Here is a 23,628-nt window from a genome sequence, read left to right on the forward strand (position 1 = left end):
CCTTTGAAGTCAAAATTTATTTTTTTATTGATGCTATGTAAATTAATTAAAGAAAAATTTTCAATATATTGTCCTTTCATGAAAATCTCCTTTAATAACGCAGTTCGTGCTTCTTTACTATATTCATTATTTAATAGTAGTAAGATGAAAATTGAAGAAATTATTGATTTTTTATTAGTATTAATAATGTCTGAATGTGTATTTCGATCTAATTTAATTAATTCCTCTAATAGAATTTGTAAATCTAATTTAAATTTCTCTATATCATCAATTCTGTCTTTTAAATCTTCTACAAAATCATTATCATAGTTGATGTAATCTTTTAGAATATCAATTAAATAAGAATCGAGGTTAGACAGCTTAACATCATTTTTCTCAAAAAATATACACAAGGATAACTCTTTAAAATATTCTTCAAAAAAGTCATATCTAAAGCTTAAGATACCATCTAATTCCTTTAATAGGGGATGTGCATTAAATTTAGTTAAGTTTTTTTGAGAGAATTTTTTTGATAGCAATTCTTTTAGTTGTAATTGATTTAAAGTTCCAGAATAACGAAGTGCCATATCCATGAATAATTCTAACTGTTCATCAATATTAGTATTATCCAATTTTTTGACTTCTCGTTCACAAACTTTTCCTATTAAAAAGTCATGTTTATTTCTAGAAGATTTTAATAATTTGCTATCAAAGCGGGCTTTACCTAAACCCTCCTCATCAGAAAAAATAATTTCTTTAATCATATCGAGTATGTAGGGGACATAGCTACCACCAATTTCATAATCATGAGCCATATTTATGGCTTTTCTTTGCTTACTAGCATCAGCAAATATTTTTTGAAAGTATTGTTCAGTAAGATCTTTATTAAAAGGTAATATTTCAATTTCACTGATATTATTTAATTCAACTAAGTCATTACTCCAAAAACTATCTCGGCAGGTAATAATAATTTTTGTTTTTCCTAAACTTCCTAAATATTCTGTTGTGATTGAATTCATTAGTTTTACTATATCAAAGTCACTGCCTTTTTTAGCAATAACTTCATCAATACCATCTAAGACAATGACTAAATTACCATTATCTGCTGAAAGGCTAAATGTATGCCTATTAAATCTTTTTTTAGTATTATGTACTTCTGCTAAGACCTGATAAAAGTCATATAAATCATTTATTTTTCCTGAGGACATTAATTCATTAATGATTCCATGTGAGTTAATGAATAAGTATTTAGTATCATTTTCATCCGATATTAAAGTTCTATTATTCTTATGAATTTTGTAGATGAATTGTCTAGCAACTGTTGTTTTACCAACACCGCCAGGACCTTTAATAACTAGAATTGGACTTTCATCATTTTTTATCCACTCATCAAAAAATAAATCTGATTTTATTTTTTCTTCGTTAGTTTTTTTTATATCAGGCGAAATATAAACATTATGAGATGAAGGTTTTTCAATGGAAAAAATCTCTTCTAATAACTCCTCTTTATAAATTCTACTAATAGAAAAATTTTCTAAGTATTCAACTTTTATAATTTTTTTACACTTCTCAAACTTGTCTTTAAATAATTTTTCTATTCTATCTAGATCAATAGTACCTCCAACCCTATTTTCTTTATCTACTAAAATAAAAATATTTGAAGCTTCTTGTAAGTTTTCTAAATAGTTGGAATGAATACTGTTGACTGTTTTTTCTTGGCTTGTGAAAGAGGTAATATAGATAAAAACTTGAGCAGGGTTAAATTCTGAAAGAACTTCAAATAGTTCAAAATATATACCAGATTTATTTCTATCTTCTTTTACTAACTGAACTGTAGCAGATGGAAAGTGTTTAGTTTGAAATGCTTGGACAATTCTCCTAATACTTCTTTTTTCTCGTTTTTGAATATTTTTACTATTTTTTTCAACGATTTCTATCAAATTATTAATCTGATTACTTGGTAATATTGAATTTCTTGGTGAACTTTGTTTAATAGAGCGTACTGGAATAACATTTTCTTTCATGCCATCTGATAAATCTCTTTTTAGCGTGATGTAGAATGGAGCATGATGTAATGTTAATAATAATAATATTTTCCCTTCAATAGTGATGGTTTCAAATTCAAAAAAATCTTCGATATTGATTATTGTGTCATCGGAGTTAGCTGAATAATTACATGTGTTTTCTAGTCGATTAATTAATTCTAATTTTAAATTTTCTAAATTTAATAATTCTGTTAAATCCATACCATCTTGGTTCGTGAAAAAATTATTTTTTTCTTTACTTTTTTCATCAAATCCAAAAATAAAATATCTAGGAGAGTCTTTACAATCATATGTGTTAAACATTGAAATGAAATCTTTTAAGAATTCATTCCAACCTCTTTGTTTTAAATTATCTTTTTCTAGCTTCCAATACCAAAATGATTTAAACTCTAAACATAAATTCTCATCTTCTTGCAATAGTTTTTCTACTAAATTTTGGTATTCCATTAATAAAATCCATTATAAAAATAAGGGTAGTCTTCTAATAAATAGTTAGACATAAAATTGAAGATAAAATTTGTGATGACTTATCTTCAATGGTTTGGCGTTAAGGTTTGTATGTAATTGTAACTCAAGGATTAATATTTTGCATTAACTTGTATCCTTGCTGATGCACTTGAAAGATCTTTATTTAGCCATAAGAAATATGCAACTACCTTATAATATAAAGATTGATGCTTTGTATGTTTGTTGAATTCATTAGGAAAGATTAAGAGTAAATTAGTCGGTTTTAGGAACTTATAAATAATTTTATACCTAAATATTAGCTGGATTCTAATTTTTTTATAATTATATCTGCAAATTTTTCGATAGTTCTATTTTTATGATGTCTTGTTGTTATACGTCGTAGCTCAGGCATTATGCTTGTTGAAGGCCAAGAGTTTTTTATAGCTGTAGCTTTTAAAAATTTTGATAATTCGAGCTCATCAAGTTTTATTCTTGTATCATTATATATTGTTAAAGTGCTTTGTCCCGTTTTTTGATCTCCACCATATTTTCTTTCAATTTCTATCAAATAAAAAAAACAGGTTAGAGTTTTAATTTCAAAGATAGCGATAGTTCGTGGTGTCATTGGCTCTTGTGTTATTAAATGCCAACTTGAGCAAGGTGGTAATATTTTTGGAAAAAAAGTCAGAAAATCATCGCTTTCATCTATTCTTTTTATGCGCCCATTAAATGCTGAAACTGATTGAATGTCCCATTGTTTTCTTTTTAATCTGATTAAATTAACCATTTTAAGAAACGTAATTAAATCTGTTTCAAGTTCTTCTGAATTAATGGTTTCGATTTCTACTCCTGTTTCATTTTCTTTTATTGAAAGTGCTCCTGTATTTGTTTCATTTGAATGCGTTCCATCACCTGTTCCAAATTGTTCAAAAGGAATTTTTTCAACTGGAATACGACTTGTAGTTTTATATTTCTGTGTTTGTTTTGGCTTTTCGTGAAGCCATTTGCTTTTTAGTGCTGTGAATCTGTCTTTGTAATTGATATTGAACTCTAGTGGGATTGAAAATTTTGGTTCCTCCTCATTTGTTACATTAGCTGTATCATCACTTTTTTCATCTACAATTGCTTCTTTTTGGTGGGGCGGCGGAACTTTTATTAAGGAAGGGTCGTTTGAATTATCCCCCTTTCTTGGGTCTAAATCTCTATCTATAGAAAGAAAATCAAATGGATACGGTGCAGAGCAAGACTCTATTCCGAGTACTAGATGAACCCATTTTTTTTGCTTGTTGCAAAGACTGGTTAACTGAATAGGCTTTGCATAGGCTTGTAATTCAGTGATGCCAAGAAAAGGAAAACTGATGTCTATGTGGTTTTCATATAAATTTTTTTGTGAAAATGACCCTGCATTATTAATGTTATTAGTAATTAATTTACGATGGAAATTTTCTATTTGTTTAGCGCAATTAGGGTCAAACAGCCATCTTGAAAAGAACCAAGCATCATTAGAGTCACATTTGTGCTTTAAGTTTAAGAAAGCTTCTCCGTAGGGTTTTAGTGAAGAATCATTCTTATCAATGTATTGAGAAAAATCATTTTTGAATACAGCTTTAGTTACTTTTGTTGAACATGAATAGTAAAACCTAAATAATTCGAAAGTTGGAATAATCAAGGTTTGATCTGAAGTTAGGCTATTAATTATTATAAGTTGTCCTTTAGCGCACTCTTTAAAGTTAGTACCAATGTCAAAATAGATTTTGGGTATAGGTTTGTAAACAAAATTATCTATATTAATTTGACCAGAAAAAGTTGTTTTTCGAACAGTATTTGTATCAATTGTGACTTTGATTGATTTTAATGGTAATTGTGAAGGAAACCGTGGTGATTGATAGCCTGGATAATTTAGACAATAACCTTTGTGCCAAATAGAGCCAATTCTAAATAGTGGGAATTGTCCTATTCCTAGCCAAATTTTTTCTGTATTTCCTGTTCTTGATTTTGAGTGAAGGGCATTTCCTTCGTAACTAGTTAGTTCGCTAAAATGAACTAGAACTTTCGGCTCACTATCAATATTTTCATTTCTTTCGACGGTTGAAACCCAGTCTAATCTCCAAAAGCTTTCATTTTGTGGAAATTTTTTGAATTTCACATATGTGATTTTTGCCATATTATTATTTAGTTATTCGCAATAATTAACTAATAATCGCATTTATTTATGTATATTCGCAAATATTTTTATTCTTTACAGGTAACATCAGTTGGTGTTTTGCCATTTGACATGCCATGGCAATAGTAAGTGTTCCTGTGACAGGTCTTAAATGACCATCAAGTGCCAATTCACCAATAAATTCAAAATCATCAGTCACCCCTTCAGGCAGTTGACCTGTGGCAATCAATATTCCTAGTGCAATAGGTAGATCTAAGCGTGAACCATCTTTAGGCAGATCTGCGGGTGCAAGGTTGATCGTCAGGCGTTTGGTTGGAAACTGATAACCGCTATTGATGATGGCAGATCGAACACGATCCTTACTTTCTCGAACAGCAGCTTCCGCCAGTCCAACAATGGTTAATGAGGGAAGACCAGCACTAACATGGACTTCAACTTCAATGAGTGGCGCATGCAACCCGAGTAGTCCTCGGGTATAAATTTTGGCTAAAGACATTCTTATTGTTCCATTTTGCTTTATTTTTAATCATTATTTGTGGTTTTTGCACTAAAAATGTGCAAATTTGGATTATTTTTTATTCTTAATCAATTCTTCTAAAGCTTGAACCTGTTGTTGAAGTTCAGTGAGTCGAAGATTGGCATTATTTAGTGCAGTTTTTTGACGCTCAATTTCATCTTTGGACACAATATCCATTTTTGCGACGGCTTCATTTAATAAAGCACGTAAGTTGTGTTCAATGTCTTTCTTAGGTTGGTCGATTTGTTCCAAAATTGCTTGTAGTAGTGTTTCAATCATGAGGAATCCAAAGGGTTTAGTTGCTTGGGTTAGTGTAACATCCTGTCTTTATTTTTACTCAAGTTAATTTAGCTGATCATCGGCAAAGGATACCGATAGAAATAAACAATTAAAGTTAAAAATTGATGATTATTGTGAGTTTTTTTAGCTGGCAACTTCACCTGAGTATATACAATAGGTTATAAAGGCATTACATGCGAATTGATTTAACAACCCCAACCGTTAATGAAATTGGCATGAAAATTGAACATAAAACCTTACTGGTGAAATAAGCCGAAGGAAAACAATATGAAGCTCGTAACTGCAATTGTAAAACCGTTTAAATTGGATGACGTGCGTGAAGCACTTTCTGATATAGGCGTTCAAGGGATTACCGTAACCGAAGTGAAAGGTTTTGGTCGTCAAAAAGGGCACACTGAACTGTATCGTGGTGCTGAGTATGTGGTTGATTTTTTACCTAAAGTAAAAATTGAAATCGCAATCAGTGATGACATGGTGGATTCAGTGATTGAGTCGATTACTCGTGTTGCGAGTACTGGCAAAATCGGTGATGGCAAAATTTTCGTAACGAATTTAGAACAAGTGATTCGTATTCGTACAGGTGAAACAGGCCCAGACGCTGTTTAACTTGGCACGAAGGTTGCTAGTTATGTATATCGATACATAACTCAAAAATTTGGTTGGGGGATACGAATGAAAAAAATGCTATTAGCGCTCAGCCTGTCTGGCGCACTTCTTGGCGGATCAGTTGCGTGGGCAGAAGAAAACGTAGCTGAACCTGCTTCTTCAGTTGTAGCAACAGCACACGAAGCTACAGCTGTTACGACTGAACCAACTGCAACAGTGGCTCCTGTAGAAGAGGCTGCACCTGCGCCTGCCGAAGAAGCTAAGGCTGATACAGGTGATACGGCTTGGGTTTTAGTGTCTACAGCACTGGTTTTATTGATGACCATTCCAGGTTTGGCTTTGTTCTACGGTGGTATGGTACGTAAGAAAAATGTTCTTTCCACAATGGCACACAGTTTTACAGCTGCGGCGATTGTGAGTCTTGTTTGGGTCGTGATTGGTTATTCACTTGCATTTGGCTCTGGTAATGCTTTTATCGGTGGTTTAGATAAAATCATGCTCTCAGGGATTACCACAGATGCACTCAGTGGCACGATTCCTGAAATTCTCTTTGTTATTTTCCAAATGACTTTTGCGATTATTACCGTTGCCATCATCAGTGGCTCTGTGGCTGATCGTATGAAGTTTAGTGCTTGGATTGCCTTCATTACCATTTGGGTGGTTGTGGTTTATGCACCAATCGCGCACTGGGTATGGGGTGGTGGTTGGCTCATGAATGATGGTGCGCTTGATTTTGCAGGTGGTACTGTGGTTCATATTAACTCAGGTGTAGCAGGTCTTGTCGCTGCATACTTACTGGGTAAGCGTATGGGGCTAGGCAAAGAATCTATGGCGCCACACAACTTAACTTTAACTGTATTGGGTGCAAGCCTTGTATGGGTCGGTTGGTTTGGTTTCAACGGTGGTTCTGCTTTGGGTGCAAATGGTTCAGCAGCCTATGCATTGGTGACTACACAAGTGGCAGCAGCTGCGGCAGCGATTGCATGGCTCGTGGTTGAAAAGATTGTTCGTGGTAAAGGTTCAGTCCTCGGTGCTGCATCAGGTGCTGTAGCAGGCTTAGTGGTGATCACACCAGCAGCAGGTTTTGTGACTGTCGGTGGCGCACTTATCATGGGCTTAATTGGTGGTGTGGTATGTTTCTGGGGGATCTCAGGTCTTAAACGCATCCTTAAAGCAGATGATTCTTTAGATGCTTTCGGCTTACATGGTGTCGGTGGTATCGTCGGTGCAATCTTAACAGCGGTATTTGCAAGCTCATTCATCATGGGAGACAAAGCGCCTGCAAGCATGACCCACCAATTATGGGTACAAGTAGAAGGTGTCTTGGCAACGATTGCTTACTCAGCTGTAGTGACCTTCATCCTACTTAAAATCATCGATGTAGTAATCGGCATCCGCGTGGAATCAGATGATGAGCGTATGGGGCTAGATTTGAGTCAACATGGCGAACGCATCGAATAATCAAATGGATATGAAAATTTAAAATCAGAATAATAACTATATATAGTATGAAACAGCCCATAAGGGCTGTTTTTTTTCCATATCTTGCGAAATGCTCAACAAAATCTAGTTTTTTTGCTACACTAGGTAAATTCATCAATTTTGCTCAATTAAACCACTATGCATTGTCCATTTTGCAACGCCGCAGATAGTAAAGTGATTGATTCGCGTTTGGCTGCCGAAGGGAGTCAGATTCGTCGACGTCGTGAATGTATTAGTTGTGGTGAGCGTTTTACCACATTTGAAAGTTATGAGGTGGTGATGCCTCGTGTGACCAAGTCTGATGGTAAAAATGAACCGTTTGATGAAGCCAAATTACGTCGTTCATTAATGCATGCTTTGCAGAAAAGACCAGTCACGCAAGAGCAGATTGAAACAGTGATTAATGATATTCAACTACAAATTCGCCGTTTAGGGGAGCGTGATGTTCGCTCACGTACCATTGGTGAGATTGTCATGAAATCATTGTTTGCATTGGATCATGTGGCTTATGTGCGTTTTGCTTCGGTGTATCAAGATTTCCAAGATATCAATGCGTTCCGTGATCAGATCGAACAAATGCAAGATCATGGTAAAGATCATTGATGTAGGAAATTATTGTTAATATTGCCCTTTACGATTGTTGATCGATATTCATTAGGAATTATATGTCTGAGTATGCGCTAGATTCTAAACACAATGATGCCTTAAGTGAGGATCAGGTTTGGATGCGTCAAGCCATTGCTGAGGCTGAGAAAGCAATTTATCGAACTCGCCCTAATCCTGCTGTCGGTTGTGTCATTGTTAAAGATGGTGTGATTGTTGGACGTGGTGCAACAGCCCCTGTCGGTGGCTCACATGCAGAAGTGTTTGCGATGTGTGAAGCAGGTGAATTGGCTCAAGGTGCGACTGCTTATGTGACTTTAGAGCCTTGTGCGCATTATGGGCGTACGCCGCCATGTGCCAAAGGTCTGGTTGAAGCAGGTATAGCTAAAGTTGTGGTGGCATGTGCAGATCCAAATCCGCTTGTTGCAGGAAAAGGCATCGAAATTTTGCGCCAAGCAGGGATTCACGTTATTACAGATGTGTGTACTGCCAAAGCAGAAGTGCAAAATAAAGGCTTTTTAAAAGCGATGGCATGTAATATGCCTTATGTGCGCTTAAAAGTTGCATCAAGTTTAGATGGTCGTACTGCAATGGCTTCTGGTGAATCTAAATGGATTACAGGTGCTGAATCTCGTCAAGATGTGCAACATTGGCGTGCAATTTCAGGGGCAGTCATTACAGGAATTGAAACTATTCTTGCAGATGATCCATTACTCAATGTCCGTTCATTGTTTGATGCTGATGGAAAAGTAATTGATCTTGACACTATTGTTCAGCCGAAAAGGGTGATTTTAGATCGTCAAGGACGTTTGCCTTTAACAGCACAAATTCTCAAGCAACCTGATACAGTGATGGTCATGGGACCATTTCGTCAGGAACTGGCGGAATTAGGCGTGGTACAATTAGAAGTCCAGTCGTTACAAGATTTGCTTCGAACTTTAAAAGATTTTCAAATTTATGATGTGTTGGTTGAAGCAGGTGCGACATTATCTACTGCATTTTTGCAGGAAAAACTGGTCGATGAATTGATCAGTTATGTTGCACCTACCCTATTGGGTCAATCGGCACGTGCTATGTTCAATGCGCAATTTGAAAGCATGGCACAACAATTACGTTTTAAGCTTGCAGATGTACATCAGTTTGGTGATGACATTCGCTTAAGACTTATCCCGTCACAAGAGTCAGTATGAATTCAGAGTCACCTACATCGGTTTATCACAAACGTCGTCATGCTGCACGTACGACAGATGAATACCTTTTTCATCAGCTTGTTCCTTATTTAGGAAATAAGCGCCGTTTGTTGCATCTGATTCTGGAAGCCTTGGAAATTACGGGGACGTTGAATCCGAAAGGGAAACGTGCGCCAATTTTCGCTGACTTTTTTGCAGGTAGTGGCGTGGTATCACGTCTAGCGCGTCAAAATGGTTATCGTGTAATTGCCAATGACTGGGAACCCTATAGCCATGCATTGAATCATGCCATTCTTGCATGTACTGATGCGCCTGCATTTAAAGAATTAGGCGGTTATCAAAAAGCGATTGATTATTTAAACCGCTTACCTGAAGTTAAAGGTTGGGTGACGCATAATCTTTGCCCGCGTAATGATGAAATCTACGATCCTGCACGTGACCGTTTATTCTTTAAACGTCGTAATGGCATGCGGATTGATGCGATTCGCCAACAGATTGCAACATGGCAAGCTCAAGGCGCAATTGATGATGTCGAAATGAGTGCTTTACTTGCGCCATTGCTCTATTCAGCCAGTTTTGTCAGTAATACCAGCGGTGTATTTAAAAGTTTCCATCATGGCTGGGGTGGCAAGACCCAAACTGCTTTAGAACGGATTGAATCTTTGTTGTGGTTAACCCCAAGTCGTTTTAGCGAAGTCGGTGATACCAAACAAAAAACACCGATGGCGGAAATGTGGTGTGTAGATGCACAGCATTTGACGAATCAAATGAGTGGTTTTGAAGTCGATGTTGCATATCTCGATCCACCATATAACCAACATGCCTATAGCAGTAATTACCATGTGCTCAATTCTCTAACTTTATGGGATCAAGTCGATTTACCAACACCTGATACCAAAGGCTTTAAGAGCGGAATTGACCGTGCATGGCGTAAAGAGCGCCCAAGTCCATATAACTCATCTAAGCATGCGCAAGAGGCTTATGAGAGTTTATTGGAAACCATCAATGCACGTTATATTCTCACTAGTTATTCAACTGATGGAAATATTGAAGCCAAAGATTTGTTGGCGGCCAATTTAAAACGTGGCAAGGTCACTTTATTGACTCAAGATGTGCCACGTTATCGAGTGAGTAAACAGCGTCAATCTGAGCGAGCACGTGTACTTGAGTTTATTGTGATTACGGATACTCATGCTAAGTCTGGACCACCATTGCGACAGTTACTTGGTCAGCTTTATCATTTTGCTGAATTGGGTGGTGTAGATACGTCTGGTGTGAGTACGCAGTTGGCATTGTGGTAATATTTCTTCTGTCTAATCGGGCAGATTCATCAGACACAGTAAAATAGAAACATTGGCTAAAATTCCTCAATGATTGAGGGCAGGATAAAATTATGTTCACGGGCATTGTTGAAAGTTTAGGTAAAGTTGAAAGCTTGCAAAGTGTAGGCGGTGATGTTCGTCTGCGTATTCAAACTGATCTTGATATGTCTGATGTGCATTTGGGTGATTCGATCGCAACCAACGGAATTTGCCTGACGGTGATCGACTGGGGTGAAAACTGGTATGCGGCAGATGTATCGCGTGAAAGCCTGAATCGCTCAACTTTAGCGAGTTGGAAAGTGGGTCAGTCTGTCAATGTTGAAAAAGCCATGTTGCCGACCACGCGTTTTGGTGGGCATATCGTCAGTGGTCATGTCGATGTAGTGGGTGAAATTACTGTGGTTCGCTCAGATGCACGTTCGCTTTATTTTGAAGTCACCGCACCTGCTGAAATTGCCAAATACTTAGCGGAAAAAGGTTCAATTACTGTAGATGGGATTAGCCTGACCATTAACCATTTAAATGGTAATGTGTTGAGCTTAAATTTAATTCCACATACCGTTGAACGTACTAATATCGGCACATGGAAAGTTGGTACGAAGGTGAACTTAGAAGTTGATGTATTAGCCCGTTATATTGAGCGTTTATTACTGGGTGATAAGGCAGCTGAACCCAAAGCAGAGTCAAAATTAAGCATGGAATTTTTGGCTGAGCATGGCTTTTTAAAATAATAAATTCATTTCATTCTGAGTATTCTGTGTAGAAAAAGCCTAATTTATTTAGGCTTTTTTAATATTTATTGGCGAATTTTAAGCTAATATAGGCTCGATATTCACAATGAGCATTGGGTTTGATTGATTTTCTACTTCACTTAGAACAATTACTTCCTACGATTTTAGAAAATTATGGGCTGTGGATTTATGCCATTTTGTTTCTGATTATTTTTGCAGAAACAGGCTCAGTATTTATGTTTTTTCTACCTGGGGATAGTTTGCTGATCGCCATCGGTGCGTTGTGTTCGACTGCTGATGATGTGCATTTGCATTATATGGGCGTGTTACTGATCATTGCTTCCATTCTTGGCTATATGGTGAATTATTATACGGGTCGTGTTTTAGGTTTTAAATTTTTCCATGCACATTCACGTTGGTTTAAACCTGAATATATTCAAAAGACCAATCATTATTTTAAAAAGCATGGTGGTAAAACCATTCTAGTCGCACGTTTTGTTCCCTTTGTTCGTTCTTTTGCACCTTTTGCAGCAGGTGCAGGGCATATGAAAATGCCTGTATTTATGCTGTATAACGTCCTGGGTGGGTGGATTTGGATTGCTTTATTACTCGGTGTTGGTTTTGGTGCTGGGAATTTATTTTCACTCTTTCTCAATTCGATTTAAGTCTTTGAAAGCTCGTTTGAGCGACATCATATTTTTATGACAGTTTTTTTACGCACTGACACAAAAAAATAGCCAGAAAGTGAAAACAGAAAAAGCTTTCAAATCGCCAAAGTGCTAACATTTTGCAAGTTTTAAAATCTGAATGCTGGTGGGCAAAAATGTTAATACAACGTGGTGGTTTAAAAGTTGTGGCTGGACTTGGAATTTCGGGTGTTTCAGCTGTAAATTTTCTACATGAAAAAGGCTACCGTGTTGCAGCCACTGACTCTCGTGATGTTCCGCCAGGGCATGACAAAATCCCTGCTGATGTGCAAACCAGTTTCGGACATTTTGACCAAGAATTATTATTACAAGCTGAAGAAATTATCATCAGCCCTGGGCTAGATCCAAAACTTCCTGAAATTCAAGCTGCGATTGCCAAAGGCATTCCTGTTATTAGTGAAATTCAGGTTTTACGCCGTGCAACAGATAAACCGATTGTGGCAATTACAGGCTCAAATGCGAAAAGTACTGTGACGACCTTAATCGGTCTAATGGCACAAGAAGCAGGTGTGAATGTTGCTGTCGGTGGGAATTTAGGTCGTCCTGCTTTAGATTTAACTCATGATCATCCTGATGTTTATATTTTAGAACTTTCAAGCTTCCAACTTGAAACCACATCGAATCTCAATGCAGAAGTGGCTGTGGTTTTAAATATGAGTGAAGACCATTTAGACCGTCATGGTGATATGTTTGGTTATCACACTGCAAAACACCGTATTTTCCAAGGTGTTAAAAAAGTGGTGTTTAACCGTGATGATTCACTGACACGTCCACTTGTACCTGATGTTACACCGATGCAAAGCTTTGGCTTAAATGCACCTGATCTCAATCAATTTGGGGTTTTAAAAGATGATGATGGTACGATTTGGTTAGCGCGTGGTCGTGAGCGTTTACTGAAAAGCTCAGAGATGTATATTCAAGGCACACATAATGTTGCCAATGCCTTAGCGTGTTTAGCATTGGGCGAGGCGATTGGTTTATCTTTAGATAAAATGCTTGAAACATTAAAAACCTTTAAAGGTTTAGAGCACCGTTGTGAGTTTGTCAAAGAAGTAGATGGTGTACGTTATTATAACGATTCCAAAGGGACGAATATTGGGGCAACTTTAGCTGCGATTGATGGTCTTGGTGCTGCGATTGAAGCACAAGGTGGCAAAGTTGCTATTATTCTCGGTGGTCAAGGTAAAGGGCAAGATTTTACGGCTTTGCGTGATTCACTACAAAAATATGCCAAAGTTGCCATTTTAATTGGTGAAGATCGTCCTATTATTGAAAAGGCAATCGAAGGAACAACGACATTAATTCATGCAGAATCATTGCAAGAAGCAGTTGAACTTTGTCGACAAAATACGCATGCACAAGATGTAGTGTTATTATCACCCGCATGTGCAAGTTTTGATATGTTTACAGGTTATCCTCAGCGTGGTCATCGCTTTGTTGAATATGTAAATGCTTTAGAGCAAAAAGAATCATAAGGAATGTAAGTATGGCTGGGTTAGCTCAGACGACTATAAGTAAAATTAATCAAGTTTATGACCGCTGGCTGCCTAAAGTGCCAGCGGAAATTACCCCACGGAATGTACTTATTTTCTGTGTGATTTCGCTGTTATGTATTGGTACGGTGATGGTGGCTTCGGCCTCTATGCCTTATGCAGAAAGAATGCATGAAAATGAATTCCATTACGTGATTCGTCATGCAATTTCAATCGTCGTCGCACTGGTCGCAGCAGTGATTACTTATCGGGTATCTTTAAATATTTGGTTCAATAATACATTCCCTTTGTGGTTAATCACGATAGGATTATTGCTTGCAGTGTTGCTGGTGGGAACCGAAGTTAATGGTTCTACCCGTTGGATACGGGTTGGTGGTTTTACACTACAGGCAACCGAAGTCGCCAAAGTGATGATGACGATTTTTACTGCGGATTATGTTGTACGCCGTGCTGAAGAGGTTCGAAACAATGTTAAAGGTTTGATTCGACTGGGTGTGGTGATGCTATTGACGGTGGGGCTAATTATTGCTGAACCCGATTTAGGGGCTACTGTGGTGATTGCAGTTTCCATGCTGGGTGTATTCTTCTTGGCTGGCGCACCGATGATTCAATTCGGTTTTGCTTTTGGGGCGATTCTGATTGCATTTGTCTTCTTAATTGTATTTGAACCTTATCGCTATGAGCGTTTGATGTCATTCTCAAACCCATGGGCAGATCCTCTAGGGTCAGGCTATCAGTTGTCCAATGCATTGATGGCATTTGGGCGTGGTGAATGGTTTGGAGTTGGACTCGGGCATAGTATTCAGAAAATGTCTTATCTTCCAGAGGCGCATACCGACTTCATGTTGGCAATTCTTGGTGAGGAGTTTGGCTTTTTCGGGATTAGCACCGTTTTAGTGTTGTCTTTTGCGATGGTGATTAGCTGTATTAAAATTGGTCAGCGTGCGTTGAATCATCAATATTTACGTGCAGGCTATTTGGCTTATGGCATCAGTATCATTTTCTTGCTACAAATTTTGGTGAATGCAGGAATGAATATGGGGATGCTCCCAACCAAAGGTTTGACTTTACCATTTATTAGTTATGGTGGTTCATCTTTGATTATGTGTGCAGTGATGATTAGTTTAATTTTAAAAATTGATGCATCGACCAAAGTTGCCAATCCATCAAGAGAAGAGTCTAGTTTCTAATTTTTATTGATTAGACGTAGAAAATGTAAAAGCCATTTGTTCGCAAATGTTTTTTTTAATGGGAAAATTTATTTATAAATTGCAGGAATCTCAGTCCCTTTTGGAATACGTGAAATATCCCATTGTGCGATTGCTTGAGCAAGCATTTGATTTGGCTGATCAAGATCAACAGGTGCTTGCCCAAGTGCTGTAATCGCTTGTAAAAGCAATTCTGGGGCATGTTGAGGATCAATGGCTTGAGCAAGGTTCTGTTTTGATAGTTTTTGCCCTTGGTCATTCATGGCGAGTGGTAAATGCATATATTCCAGTGGAGGATAACCAAGACATTGTCCAAGCCATATTTGTCGTTCAGTATTATCTAGTAAATCTGCACCACGTACCACATGGGTCATGCCTTGCAGGTAATCATCGACCACTACAGCCAGTTGATAGTTGATAATGCCATCACGTCGTTTTAAAACGAAATCACCTAAGTCATGTTGAAGATTAGAACAATGTTGCCCTTGTAAGTGATCTTCAAAACAAATCAATTGATCATCGACTTTGACACGAATAGCTTGGTCTTGAAAATCTAAATGTTTCTCTCGACAAGTCCCTGCATAAATATGATTTGAACCGAGCATTTTTCGGGTGCATTCACATGCATAGACTAAATTTTTGTGTTGGAGTTGTTCGATAACTGATTCGTAGATGTCTAAGCGTTGACGTTGATAAATGATTTCAACATCAGATTCAAATTCAAATGCTTCTAAGCATTGCAGAATGTGTTGTTCACTATTGGGATAGATTCGAGGAATATCGGTGTCTTCGATACGAACGATCCATTGACCGTTGTGTGCTTTGGCATCGCAATAACTGGCAACCGCAGTGATCAGTGATCCAAAATGCAAAGGGCCGGTTGGCGATGGCGCGAACCGTCCCTTATATGAGCAGCGATTAAGCAAAGCATCGCTTTGCCGCTGCGCAAGAGCCAAGCTGTGCTTGGCTGAGATATCATTAACAGTCACAATTAACCGTTATTTTGCTTCTCTTTGATCTCTGCAAGTGTTTTACAGTCGATACATAAAGTTGCAGTTGGACGCGCTTCTAAGCGGCGTAAACCGATTTCGATACCACACGTTTCACAGAAACCGTAATCATCATTTTTAATCGTTTCAATTGATTGCTCAATTTTACGAATGAGTTTACGTTCACGGTCACGGGTGCGCAGTTCGATTGCAAATTCTTCTTCTTGTGTCGCGCGGTCATTTACATCAGGCAAAGATGAAGATTCGTCTTGCATGGTGTTTAAAGTACGATCTACTTCAGACATCAATTCTGCTTTCCACGCCAATAAAATTTTGCGGAAATGCTCGAGTTGCCCCTCAGACATGTATTCTTCATTTTTCTTAGGCTGATAAGGCTCGATGCCAAATAGACTTGCTGTAGATCCACCTTCAGTTGTCTTTGGCTTGGTTTTACGCGTACGTTTTGCAGACTTGTCATCTACAAGATCAACTTGTTCGTCCAATACTTGATTTTGGTTGTCATTCGCCATAAAGGGCATTCCTCATCATATACGTACTATCTATACGCAAAAAATATGGTGATATGCAAGTTTTTTTATCACTACCAATAGAACGGATCTATTGGGGGCGTCATCATATAGATTTTTTTACAAAGATGAAAGTCACCTAGCCCCTAATTCGACTTTCTGCATATCTTATCGGACGAATAACTTAATGGAAAAAAAACAAAATGAAAAGCTAGTAACCTGAAATTTCTTCATTAATTGTAACTTTAAAATTTTTTAAACGGTGCACAACTGTCTCAAATTCACCAGAAGCTTTTAAATGTAAGCAACGGTAACCAGGAGCAATTTGGTCAAATGCAAATTCTTGGCTCAAAGGCTTAAATTGCACACATGTTGCAGGTGTTGAAATAAAGGGAATCCAATTCCACTCATTCAAGGATTCTTGATGGACATGACCATGAATCAATGCCTTGATATTTTGAAATGGTTCAAGCACGGCTTTGAGTTCATCGGCATTTTTTAATTTATGCTGATCTAACCATTTTGACCTCATTTCAAAAGGATTGTGATGGCAAGCGATGATGACAAAACAATCTTGTAATTGTGCTAAGATTTTTTTCAATTCAAGCAATTGCTCATTTTGAATACGGCCATCCGTCTGCCCACTCACCGCACTATTGAGTAAAATGATGCGCCATTGTCCAATACTGACTACGGCAGGGCTAGGTTCTGGTGTATGAAAAGGGAAAAAACGCAAGTTATCGTGATTGCCCGGAATATGATAAAAATCGACACCAAATGCTTTCATATAATTGATGTAACGGTCATAGGTTTCAGGAAAAGCTGCCTGCGCAAGATCGCCTGTATGTACAATCGCATCAATATGAGGATATTGTTGTTTGATATCGTCCATAACAGCATGAAAGTTTTCCTCAGGATTAATCCCGACAAATTCAGCTTCAGGTCGATCCATGAGGTGTGTATCCGTAATTTGGATAATCACTCTATCTTTATGAAATTCGGTCAGTTGTAATTTCTCTGCGTTCATGTCTTTCCCCTAGACATTCTCTACAGTATGCAAATGTTGCTTTAACCATTGTAAAGCCATGATCACAGGTGCATTTCGTAAACGGTCACTTTGTAATAATAAATTTAAATCAATATAGTGAATAATATGTAGTTTGATGTTTTCACCTTCATCTGGCATGCCAAAGATTCCACCTTCTTCTGGCAGTTCTGCTTGAGCGACATAAAGATGGAAAATTTCATCACATGCACCTGCAGATGGATAAAAGCTAAATAACAGCTCAACATGATCTAATTCACATCCTGATTCCTCAAGGCTTTCTCGACGAATACAGGTCTCTGGCGATTCATCCCCATCTAAAACACCTGCAATAATTTCAAGTTGCCAAGGTGAAATAGAGTCGTTCATTGCACCGACACGGAATTGTTCAATCAATGCAAACTTTTGTTGTTGATCATTGTAAATTAACACGCCAGCAGCTTCTTTGCGACGAATCAACTCACGATGGATGACAGGTGTATATTCTGTTTGATTAAATAGTCGATGTCGCAAGCTCACTTTTTCAACCTGAACAAAGCCTTTAAAAACATGTTCACGGGATTGAATGTCTACATCGTGATGGGTGTAGGTTGCTTGCTGAATAATGCTCATATGAAGTAGTTAAGATGAAACATATTCATTTCATCCTAACTGAGAAATATTGAAAGGCAATAGTTTTTTTAGTCTTTACACTTTATGGTACAACTTTTGCCCATGTTCCTGATAAACGGTTTTCATAGTTTTGAGACCATCTTCTATAACAGATTTATTATTTATAGAATGTTCTGCATTCTGTTGATTTTGTGCATAATCTCGCACGTTCTGAGTGATTTTCATAGAACAGAACTTAGGACCACACATTGAACAGAAGTGCGCTGACTTGTGCGCTTCTTTGGGCATGGTTTCATCGTGCATTGAGCGTGCAGTGTCTGGATCTAAACTTAAATTAAATTGATCTTCCCAACGGAATTCAAAACGTGCTTTAGAGAGCGCATTATCACGAACTTGCGCACCTGGATGACCTTTAGCAAGATCTGCCGCATGTGCTGCAATTTTATAAGTGATAATACCGTCTTTGACGTCTTTCTTATTCGGTAAGCCCAAATGTTCTTTTGGTGTGACATAGCAAAGCATTGCAGTACCGTACCAACCGATCATCGCTGCACCAATTGCAGAGGTAATATGGTCATAACCTGGTGCAATATCTGTTGTTAAAGGACCAAGCGTGTAGAATGGTGCTTCCTGACAGACTTCAAGTTGCAAGTCCATATTTTCTTTGACCATGTGCATTGGCACATGTCCTGGACCTTCGATCATCACCTGGACATCATGTTTCCAAGCACGATGGGTTAATTCACCTAAAGTACGCAGTTCAGAGAATTGCGCTTCATCATTGGCATCCTGAATACAACCTGGACGTAAACCATCCCCCAGACTGAAAGACACATCATAGGCTTTCATGATTTCACAGATTTCATCGAAATGGGTATAGAGGAAGTTTTCTTCGTGATGTGCTAAACACCATTGTGCCATGATTGAACCACCACGCGACACGATCCCTGTCAGACGATTTGCAGTCATTGGTACATAACGCAATAACACGCCTGCATGAATGGTAAAATAATCCACACCTTGTTCAGCTTGTTCGATCAACGTGTCTTTGAAAATTTCCCATGTTAAATCTTCCGCCACGCCATCAACTTTTTCCAAAGCTTGGTAAATCGGTACTGTACCAATTGGCACTGGTGAATTACGGATAATCCATTCACGGGTTTCATGGATATTTTTACCTGTCGATAAATCCATGATGGTGTCTGCGCCCCAGCGGGTTGCCCATGTCATTTTCGATACTTCTTCATCAATGCTTGAGCCGAGTGCAGAGTTACCAATATTGGCATTGATTTTTACTAGGAAGTTACGCCCAATAATCATTGGCTCACATTCAGGGTGGTTAATGTTGGCAGGAATAATGGCACGCCCTTCAGCCACTTCTTTACGAACGAATTCAGGTGTAATTTCCATCAGATTCCGTGCGCCAAAGTTCTGTCCTGCATGTTGACGCATATCTACGCCTTCACGTTGACGTTGATTTTCACGAATCGCAATGTATTCCATCTCAGGAGTAATAATGCCTTGTTTTGCATAATGCATTTGCGAGACGTTTTTGCCAGTTTTAGCACGACGTGGTTTTTGAATATGGGCGAAACGGATTTCAGCAGTACGAATATCTTTTAAGCGTTCTTGACCAAAAGCAGAAGTGAGCGTGTCTAAGCGTTCAGTATCTTCACGTTCCGCAATCCATGTTTCACGGACATTTGGCAAACCTTTATTCAGATCAATTTGCACATTCGGATCTGTATACACGCCAGAAGTATCATAGACCATGATTGGTGGATTTTTTTCACCACCTAAGCCTGTAGGTGTATCCGTGAGTTCAATTTCACGCATCGGCACTTGAATATCTGGGCGTGAACCTTGGATATAGACTTTTTTAGATGCAGGTAAAATTCGAGTGAGATCTTTAGCTTCTTGTTCATGTTGAGCGAGTTGATCAACAGGGGATAGATTCGTTAATTGGTTCATTGCAATGATCCTTATGAATGACATCAACGAATCAAGCACGACCAAAAACGATGGCGATTTAGTCTATTATCTGGCATTTATTCACAGTTTTATGGAGTGAATAAAAGGTATTTCTACAAAAATAGCTAAATATGGAGCGTTCTGTTTTTAGACTGGCTTGATTCCTACGCAGGTTTTAACCTGATCAGGTTCAACGGTACTCATCTTCATTAGATGATCTCAGCGAGGGAATACTCGCGCTCCGTCAAGCGATGTCACGATACTATCATGAGATGTCGATAAAAACATCTCTATTCAATGGATCAATAAATGGATTAGTAAGAGATGTCTTCACATAAAACATGATGATGACAATCACGTTGATCATTGCGAGATTCTAAGCTCATGTATTGTTTGACAAAATTATAGGCATCTTGCTCATCATTTAACTTGGGTGCTAACTCTGCCAATGCTTCTCGATAAAATTGTCCAGTCAGAACAAGTTGTGTATCAGGTTGTGTCTCGAGCCAATCCAGTGCTTGTTGGGTGTCTGGTTGAATGGTAAAGCGATGGTTGTAGAAGCTAAATGCTGGTGAATTTTCCGAACCGATAAAGATGAGATATTTGTATTCATTGAATAATAATTCTGCATCTTTACGGTACTTACTCTTTGGATACTGCTTAATATAGTTTTCCCAAAATAATGCACGTTCAGCAAGCGCTTGACCTGAAATCGCAATCGCTGAATCTGAATATAAAATATTTGCATTGTCTTTTGCCATGCGTTGTATAAACACAGCTTCATCTTTAGGTAAATATGCTGTGAACATGTCTACTGCATATTGCGGATGCTGTTTCAGCTCAAAATAGCCCTCACCAATATCTAAAAATTGGATGTATCGTTTTCCGACTTGGTCCATTAAATATTGATCGCGTTGTGGCAAAGTTTTTTTGATGGTTGCAGCATCGCCTTGCCCTAAATTTTGCGCATTTTTAGGATAATCTTTTGCATAACCATAGGCGTTTAAGCCCTGCATTGCCTCATCACCTGAAGTGGTGGTTAAAAAGCGTTGATACATCAAATGGGAATGATCAAGTAACTGATAAATTTGTGCATGATTCAATTCAGGCACACATTTTTTGAGGGCAGTATTGGCAGCAGTCAGTTGTTGAATCGAGCTTTTTTGGTCAATTTTGGATAAAATATCTTTGGTATCGGAAAAACAATTCAGTGCTTTGGTCGGTGTGGGCTGAGTTTTTTCTTGTGATTTAGATTGTTGTTTTGTGGAATTGTTTTTTTGATGACAAGCACTCAAAGTCAGGCAACTTAAAAGAGCCGTCACCGCCAGTGTGTTTTGAAATAGATTCATAAAATTGCTTTTGTTATCAGTTTAATTTGGCGTTAAGCCTAATAAAAATAAAGCGTCAAAACAAGCCTAAGTACAAACAGCGTCACTAAAACAATCTTTCTTGGTTTGTTTTAGATTGATCGGCGTTAAATTTAAATACTGATTGATTTGAGATAAGGCTAAACCTTGAGGGTGATCCGCAAGTTTATTTTGTTCCTTTGCGCTCAGTTGAATTTTTTCTAGCCTCTGTTCAGCACTCATATTGACGAATTGAACAAATTTTTTAGCTTGTCTGGAAAGTTCCCCATCTTCATTTTTAGCAAGCTGTTCAATCACCGACCAATTTGCCACATCAATATCTGCAGGTGATTCAAAATTAATGGCAATAGGAGATGCTTCTGAACCTAAAAATAATAGACTACTATAGGTATTTCTTAAAAATACAGCATCTCTTAGGTAAGTGCTGTCTGGGGAGTTTTGTACATAGTTCTGCCAAAATTGAGCACGTTTGGCAATTTCGATCGCATCAATATTCAATTTATTATTTTTAAACAATGGTTGGGTGTTTTGATCCGCCAGACTTTCAATAAAAAGTTTATCTGAACTAGACAAATAGGGCGCAAAAACTTTTGCCAAATATTGAGGGCTGCGACGATAGACAATTTTATTATCTGCTTGCTCAATTAATTCAATATATGCCTGACCTTTATGACGTAATAAATATTGATCTCGAATATGCAGTTGCTCAAATTGACTTTGTTGAATGGTTGGATAGGTCGTTTGATCTAAAACATAATTTTCAAATGCTTGCTGTTGTTCGGAACTGCGCTCAATGTGCAAAAATTGTTGATACATTTTTTTTGATAAAGCCATTAACTCCTTTTGCTCAGTAGGCTTCATGAGCGGTAAGCACATACGTATATCTTGATTGACTTGCTCAATCGCCAAAGTTGTTCTTTGTGCATTAATCGCAAGCATTTCCTTTTTTAAGTTTTGGCAAATTTGGGTTAAATCGGGAATAGGCTTTGTTTCAGCTTGAGGTTTTTTGGATTCATGTACAATATCCGCAGCAGGTTTTTGACACGCGACAACTACAATCCCACTCAATACAATGAGTAAGCTACAGAGCAAAAAACGGGTAATATCGCGTGGAAATTTCATCTATCAGGCATTAACAAAAACCGAGTGGAGAACGAGAGTATTGTCGCTGAAAAGATTCTAAATGAATGAAATGTTTTGTAGTTTTCTGATAATGAATCGTTACGGTTTTAGCGGAAAGTCGTATTTTTTTAAAGAAATTTGATCAATATATTGGTTCAATTCAGATTTCCAGAACAAAGTGTATAACAACAGATTTTAACTAAGCACTTTGAGATGGAAGAATGCTTAAAACTAGAATCAACACTGTTTTGGAACGACTGAATTGATTTGGTTTTATCTAAAGTGAATTTAAAATTCATCTAAAAGAAAACCCATTGTCATAAAAGATTCATAATTGATATGGTTTAATAGTAAGCCTAATAAAAAATGCGTTGTAGTCTGTGGAGTATCTGCTTTGAGCCCAAGTAATCCTGTATTAAATCATCACATTTCTTCTCAATTCAATGAAGATTTGCAGGATGTGAATACCAAATTTATGACCATGGGTGGCTTGGTCGAGCAACAAGTGGCAAATGCTGTACATGCTTTATTAGATACCAATGCGAACTTAGCGATTGATGTACAATTTCAAGACAATACAGTCAATCGTTATGAACGTGAAATTGACGAAGCTTTAACGCTGATTCTTGCACGTCGTCATCCTGCCGCAATTGATTTACGTATGGTGATTGCCATGAGTAAAGCCAATACCGATTTAGAGCGTATTGGTGATGAAGCCGCGAAAATTGCCCGTATCGCGCAAACCTTATGTGAAGAAGGTGAGTCACCACGTGGCTATATGGAAACACGTCATATCGGTAACCAAGTGCGTGTGATGATTCATGATGCTTTGGATGCTTTTGCACGTGTAGATGCGGAACAAGCGCTGAAAGTACTTTTAGCAGATGCTGATATTGACCGTGAGTATCAGTCGGCAACACGTACTTTGATGACTTATATGATCGAAGATCCTCGCCATATTAGCCGTGTCATCAATGTCATGTGGGTATTACGTTCTTTAGAGCGTATTGGCGATCATGCACGTAATATTTCTGAACAAGTGATTTATATGGCGAAAGGTTTTGATGTACGTCATACCAGTGTTGAAGAAATTGAACAAAAAGTTCAAAGCAAATAAGTTTTCAGCATATTGAATCTAGTAGCATATAGAATATTGAAAAAGACCTAAATTTAGGTCTTTTTTTATGATTGATCTAAATTT

At 37.7% G+C, this 23,628-nt stretch carries 20 protein-coding genes, 1 pseudogene and 1 riboswitch; of the genes and pseudogenes, 10 read left to right on the forward strand and 11 right to left on the reverse strand.

Annotated features, from left to right (window positions below):
• The 4 genes and pseudogenes from EXE10_RS00880 to EXE10_RS00895 form a co-directional block, all read right to left on the reverse strand.
• The coding region (locus EXE10_RS00880; protein WP_130112040.1) for an NACHT domain-containing protein at positions 1-2,471 on the reverse strand (2,471 nt) is incomplete at its 3' end.
• 316 nt (positions 2,472-2,787) lie between these two features.
• Positions 2,788-4,635, reverse strand: a complete 1,848-nt coding sequence (locus tag EXE10_RS00885) for a hypothetical protein (protein WP_130112041.1) — start codon at positions 4,633-4,635, stop codon at positions 2,788-2,790.
• 58 nt (positions 4,636-4,693) lie between these two features.
• Positions 4,694-5,131, reverse strand: a pseudogene (locus EXE10_RS00890) (magnesium chelatase domain-containing protein); the annotation flags it as partial.
• Between the two features lie 72 nt (positions 5,132-5,203).
• Positions 5,204-5,431 (reverse strand): accessory factor UbiK family protein, encoded by a 228-nt coding sequence (locus tag EXE10_RS00895; RefSeq protein ID WP_068974996.1) that lies wholly within the window; start codon positions 5,429-5,431, stop codon positions 5,204-5,206.
• A 288-nt stretch (positions 5,432-5,719) separates the two neighbouring features.
• Here EXE10_RS00895 and glnK point away from each other — a divergent pair, with 288 nt between their 5' ends.
• From glnK to ftsW, 9 genes are all read left to right on the forward strand, one after another.
• Complete coding sequence (gene glnK / locus EXE10_RS00900) at positions 5,720-6,058, forward strand: P-II family nitrogen regulator (RefSeq protein WP_004725283.1); 339 nt, start codon at positions 5,720-5,722, stop codon at positions 6,056-6,058.
• 66 nt (positions 6,059-6,124) lie between these two features.
• Positions 6,125-7,519 carry an ammonium transporter gene (locus EXE10_RS00905; protein WP_130112043.1) on the forward strand — a complete coding sequence of 465 codons (1,395 nt, stop codon included), beginning with the start codon at positions 6,125-6,127 and terminating at the stop codon, positions 7,517-7,519.
• A 159-nt stretch (positions 7,520-7,678) separates the two neighbouring features.
• Positions 7,679-8,143, forward strand: coding sequence for a transcriptional regulator NrdR (nrdR, locus tag EXE10_RS00910; protein WP_068974998.1), 465 nt, complete (start codon positions 7,679-7,681; stop codon positions 8,141-8,143).
• Between the two features lie 62 nt (positions 8,144-8,205).
• Positions 8,206-9,333, forward strand: coding sequence for a bifunctional diaminohydroxyphosphoribosylaminopyrimidine deaminase/5-amino-6-(5-phosphoribosylamino)uracil reductase RibD (gene ribD / locus EXE10_RS00915; protein ID WP_130112044.1), 1,128 nt, complete (start codon positions 8,206-8,208; stop codon positions 9,331-9,333).
• Positions 9,330-10,634, forward strand: a complete 1,305-nt coding sequence (locus EXE10_RS00920; protein ID WP_130112045.1) for a DNA adenine methylase — start codon at positions 9,330-9,332, stop codon at positions 10,632-10,634. The genes ribD and EXE10_RS00920 overlap by 4 nt, the downstream gene beginning before the upstream one ends.
• 92 nt (positions 10,635-10,726) lie before the next feature.
• Positions 10,727-11,386 carry a riboflavin synthase gene (locus EXE10_RS00925; protein ID WP_130112046.1) on the forward strand — a complete coding sequence of 220 codons (660 nt, stop codon included), beginning with the start codon at positions 10,727-10,729 and terminating at the stop codon, positions 11,384-11,386.
• A 119-nt stretch (positions 11,387-11,505) separates the two neighbouring features.
• Positions 11,506-12,051, forward strand: coding sequence for a VTT domain-containing protein (locus EXE10_RS00930; RefSeq protein ID WP_130112047.1), 546 nt, complete (start codon positions 11,506-11,508; stop codon positions 12,049-12,051).
• A gap of 158 nt (positions 12,052-12,209) precedes the next feature.
• Positions 12,210-13,568 (forward strand): UDP-N-acetylmuramoyl-L-alanine--D-glutamate ligase, encoded by a 1,359-nt coding sequence (gene murD / locus EXE10_RS00935; RefSeq protein WP_130112048.1) that lies wholly within the window; start codon positions 12,210-12,212, stop codon positions 13,566-13,568.
• Positions 13,569-13,579: 11 nt separating this feature from the next.
• Complete coding sequence (ftsW, locus tag EXE10_RS00940; protein ID WP_068975003.1) at positions 13,580-14,776, forward strand: putative lipid II flippase FtsW; 1,197 nt, start codon at positions 13,580-13,582, stop codon at positions 14,774-14,776.
• Between the two features lie 68 nt (positions 14,777-14,844).
• Here the strand turns inward: ftsW and gluQRS are convergent, their stop codons facing one another.
• From gluQRS to EXE10_RS00975, 7 genes are all read right to left on the reverse strand, one after another.
• Positions 14,845-15,783, reverse strand: a complete 939-nt coding sequence (gluQRS, locus tag EXE10_RS00945; RefSeq protein WP_130112049.1) for a tRNA glutamyl-Q(34) synthetase GluQRS — start codon at positions 15,781-15,783, stop codon at positions 14,845-14,847.
• A 2-nt stretch (positions 15,784-15,785) separates the two neighbouring features.
• A complete protein-coding gene (gene dksA, locus EXE10_RS00950; RefSeq protein WP_068975004.1) occupies positions 15,786-16,313 on the reverse strand; it encodes an RNA polymerase-binding protein DksA in 528 nt (175 codons plus the stop codon).
• 208 nt (positions 16,314-16,521) lie between these two features.
• Positions 16,522-17,337 (reverse strand): 3',5'-cyclic-AMP phosphodiesterase, encoded by an 816-nt coding sequence (gene cpdA / locus EXE10_RS00955; RefSeq protein WP_130112050.1) that lies wholly within the window; start codon positions 17,335-17,337, stop codon positions 16,522-16,524.
• Positions 17,338-17,346: 9 nt separating this feature from the next.
• Positions 17,347-17,967: an NUDIX domain-containing protein gene (locus tag EXE10_RS00960; protein ID WP_130112051.1), complete on the reverse strand. Its 621-nt coding sequence runs from the start codon at positions 17,965-17,967 to the stop codon at positions 17,347-17,349.
• Positions 17,968-18,042: 75 nt separating this feature from the next.
• Entirely contained in the window at positions 18,043-19,938 is a 1,896-nt protein-coding gene (gene thiC, locus EXE10_RS00965; RefSeq protein ID WP_130112052.1) for a phosphomethylpyrimidine synthase ThiC, read from the reverse strand.
• A 144-nt stretch (positions 19,939-20,082) separates the two neighbouring features.
• Positions 20,083-20,192: riboswitch (TPP riboswitch) on the reverse strand.
• Positions 20,193-20,252: 60 nt separating this feature from the next.
• Positions 20,253-21,287 (reverse strand): hypothetical protein, encoded by a 1,035-nt coding sequence (locus tag EXE10_RS00970; RefSeq protein ID WP_130112053.1) that lies wholly within the window; start codon positions 21,285-21,287, stop codon positions 20,253-20,255.
• Between the two features lie 66 nt (positions 21,288-21,353).
• Positions 21,354-22,427: a hypothetical protein gene (locus EXE10_RS00975; protein WP_130112054.1), complete on the reverse strand. Its 1,074-nt coding sequence runs from the start codon at positions 22,425-22,427 to the stop codon at positions 21,354-21,356.
• Between the two features lie 394 nt (positions 22,428-22,821).
• On the opposite strand from EXE10_RS00975, the gene phoU reads away from it, so the two are divergent.
• Positions 22,822-23,544 (forward strand): phosphate signaling complex protein PhoU, encoded by a 723-nt coding sequence (gene phoU / locus EXE10_RS00980; RefSeq protein ID WP_068975009.1) that lies wholly within the window; start codon positions 22,822-22,824, stop codon positions 23,542-23,544.
• The last annotated feature ends 84 nt before the right edge of the window (positions 23,545-23,628 follow it).

Source organism: Acinetobacter sp. WCHAc060033, assembly GCF_004209125.1.
GTDB lineage: Bacteria > Pseudomonadota > Gammaproteobacteria > Pseudomonadales > Moraxellaceae > Acinetobacter > Acinetobacter wuhouensis.

What these genes read in the sequence shown, in the direction of transcription:
- EXE10_RS00925 (WP_130112046.1), top strand. Translation starts at nt 10,727, where the DNA reads ATGTTCACGGGCATTGTTGAAAGTTTAGGTAAAGTTGAAAGCTTGCAA.
- EXE10_RS00905 (WP_130112043.1), top strand. Translation starts at nt 6,125, where the DNA reads ATGAAAAAAATGCTATTAGCGCTCAGCCTGTCTGGCGCACTTCTTGGC.
- nrdR (WP_068974998.1), top strand. Translation starts at nt 7,679, where the DNA reads ATGCATTGTCCATTTTGCAACGCCGCAGATAGTAAAGTGATTGATTCG.
- dksA (WP_068975004.1), bottom strand. Translation starts at nt 16,313, where the DNA reads ATGGCGAATGACAACCAAAATCAAGTATTGGACGAACAAGTTGATCTT.
- thiC (WP_130112052.1), bottom strand. Translation starts at nt 19,938, where the DNA reads ATGAACCAATTAACGAATCTATCCCCTGTTGATCAACTCGCTCAACAT.
- EXE10_RS00970 (WP_130112053.1), bottom strand. Translation starts at nt 21,287, where the DNA reads ATGAATCTATTTCAAAACACACTGGCGGTGACGGCTCTTTTAAGTTGC.
- glnK (WP_004725283.1), top strand. Translation starts at nt 5,720, where the DNA reads ATGAAGCTCGTAACTGCAATTGTAAAACCGTTTAAATTGGATGACGTG.
- EXE10_RS00895 (WP_068974996.1), bottom strand. Translation starts at nt 5,431, where the DNA reads ATGATTGAAACACTACTACAAGCAATTTTGGAACAAATCGACCAACCT.
- cpdA (WP_130112050.1), bottom strand. Translation starts at nt 17,337, where the DNA reads ATGAACGCAGAGAAATTACAACTGACCGAATTTCATAAAGATAGAGTG.
- EXE10_RS00960 (WP_130112051.1), bottom strand. Translation starts at nt 17,967, where the DNA reads ATGAGCATTATTCAGCAAGCAACCTACACCCATCACGATGTAGACATT.
- EXE10_RS00885 (WP_130112041.1), bottom strand. Translation starts at nt 4,635, where the DNA reads ATGGCAAAAATCACATATGTGAAATTCAAAAAATTTCCACAAAATGAA.
- ribD (WP_130112044.1), top strand. Translation starts at nt 8,206, where the DNA reads ATGTCTGAGTATGCGCTAGATTCTAAACACAATGATGCCTTAAGTGAG.
- ftsW (WP_068975003.1), top strand. Translation starts at nt 13,580, where the DNA reads ATGGCTGGGTTAGCTCAGACGACTATAAGTAAAATTAATCAAGTTTAT.
- EXE10_RS00920 (WP_130112045.1), top strand. Translation starts at nt 9,330, where the DNA reads ATGAATTCAGAGTCACCTACATCGGTTTATCACAAACGTCGTCATGCT.
- murD (WP_130112048.1), top strand. Translation starts at nt 12,210, where the DNA reads ATGTTAATACAACGTGGTGGTTTAAAAGTTGTGGCTGGACTTGGAATT.
- EXE10_RS00975 (WP_130112054.1), bottom strand. Translation starts at nt 22,427, where the DNA reads ATGAAATTTCCACGCGATATTACCCGTTTTTTGCTCTGTAGCTTACTC.